Source organism: Psychrobacter sp. FME13, from assembly GCF_014861395.1.
Classification (GTDB): domain Bacteria; phylum Pseudomonadota; class Gammaproteobacteria; order Pseudomonadales; family Moraxellaceae; genus Psychrobacter.
On record NZ_RRYV01000264.1, the window covers coordinates 1 to 2,054 of the forward strand.

Genomic DNA, 2,054 nt, shown 5'->3' on the forward strand with positions numbered 1-2,054 from the left:
CTGCGTAATCAAAATCTCCCAAGTTTAGTTATACGGATTTGACAGCAGGGGTCAGAGTATCCAGATAAGCAGATTCCATCAGGTAAGAGTCTAGAGTTAGTAAAAGATGTGATTACCGTATTTGAGTCACTTCATCCTATAGAGACTCTAGAATCTTCAAAAACAGAATTAAGATATAAAGGCTGGGTTGATAGCAATGATAATAAAAAAACCTTTGCCATCTTTACAGATTATCAAGTGGGTAAAGGCGTCTCTGCTATAGGCGGGGCTGCTGATGCTCGAAATACTAGCCAAGAAGAAAAGGATATTTGTAAGATTAATGGTGACAGTTGCTCTATGCTTTGGGGAAATGCGGTTGTGTACTATAGGACAGGTAAAAACTTACATGCTTTAGTTCATGAGCTTGGGCATAGCTTTGGTTTGGCACATACTTTTCAACGTGAAAGTGATGTAGGCGATTATGTCTCTCCTGCATACAGCTTTTATAGGGGTTATACCGATAATCTAATGGATTATAACGATAAAGCAAATCCAAGTCGTACTCCTCGAGCTGAAATATCCAATCCATTCGAAGGAAACATGCGAGCATTATTTAAATGGCAATGGGATATTTTACGTAGCGATAGAAGCATGAATTATTTCGATACTGAATAGTTACTATAATTAATTCTAGAAGGTTAATATTATGAAAGCGTCCAAACTTATTTTTATAGCAATGTCACTCTCATTAGCAAGCTGTACAAGCTTAAGTACTTCAAAAGTCATAGCTAGTGAGCCAGCACTACTACAAGATGATAAACAGGCAATGATAAATGAACCTGTCAATAATAACAAACCAGTAATATGCTATGAACCACCCGAATATGATAATCCACCGGAACTACCTGATACAGGAGTGCGCAGAGAGACTCCCATTGATATCGTACTGAAAGAGCTATTTATTGAAAGGCTAGAAGCCTCTTCTTTGTGGAGTAAAGTAAGCCACGTTAACTCTTTCAAAAGTGATTTTTCGTTAAGTGAGACAAATGGCTTTCTTCAAGTTCGTAGCAGTTCTACACATGTAAAGAAAATTTCTTATACCCCTCTAGATGTAAATAAAAGAAATAAATATGGACATCAGTTATTAGATCAAGAAAAATTTGCTATGACGGAGATTATTAATTTAGTGATTAATGATCACGAGAAAGCTGCTGCAGTCCTAGATCAGCTTTATCAGCAGTATCTTGTTAAAGTTAAGAATAATGATGTATTGAGTGACGGAGAAACATTGCATAGCTATGTTCGCTATAACGGTATATTGTTTGAGCTGTGGGGTTTAAGTAGAAATACACATCCTTTGGAAGTATGTAATTTCAATATGCTAACAACGCTGACAGTCAGTTAGAAATTGAACATGATTAAACTTATTTTTATAGCAATGTCGCTATCTTTAGCAAGTTGTACAACCTTAAGTACTTCAAAAGTCATAGCTAGTGAGCCAGCACTATTGCAAGATAATGAACAGGCAATAATAAATGAACCTATAAAGCCAGATAAACCAATAATATGTTATGAACCATCAGAATACGATAGTCTACCTGCATTACCTGAAATAGATATATTAAGAGATGCGTCTATTAATATTATTTCTAGAGAACTATTTATCAAAAGACTTAAAGCCTCTCCTTTATGGGAAAAAGTAAGCCGCGCCAACCTTTTCAAAAGTGATTTTTCATTAAATGATATAAACGGGTTTCTTCAAACCAGTGGCGATGGCCCTACCCCAAAGCAGATAAATAAAATTGCTTATTCGCCTTTAAGCGCAAAACAAAGAAATAAATACGGACATCAGCTATTGGATCAAGAAAAGTTTGCTATGACAGAAACTGTTAATTTAGTAATTAACGATCACGATAAAGCTGCTGAAATACTAGACCAGCTTTATCAGCAATATTTAGTCAAAGTAGAAAACAACGAAATTCTAAGTGACGATGAAACCTTACATACTTATATTCGTTACAACAATATATTGTTTGAGCTTTGGGGCATGAACCGAACCAGTCATTCTATCAAAG

Annotated in this window: 3 protein-coding genes; all 3 read left to right on the forward strand. The window is 35.5% G+C overall.

All coding sequences use genetic code 11. The features are described from left to right. Positions 1-108 precede the first annotated feature (108 nt). Positions 109-654: a M12 family metallo-peptidase gene (locus EI164_RS15790; RefSeq protein WP_192520937.1), complete on the forward strand. Its 546-nt coding sequence runs from the start codon at positions 109-111 to the stop codon at positions 652-654. A gap of 31 nt (positions 655-685) precedes the next feature. Next, positions 686-1,384, forward strand: a complete 699-nt coding sequence (locus EI164_RS15795; protein WP_192520939.1) for a hypothetical protein — start codon at positions 686-688, stop codon at positions 1,382-1,384. 9 nt (positions 1,385-1,393) lie between these two features. After that, positions 1,394-2,054 (forward strand): hypothetical protein (locus EI164_RS15800; protein WP_192520941.1); only part of this gene is annotated, 661 nt, incomplete at its 3' end.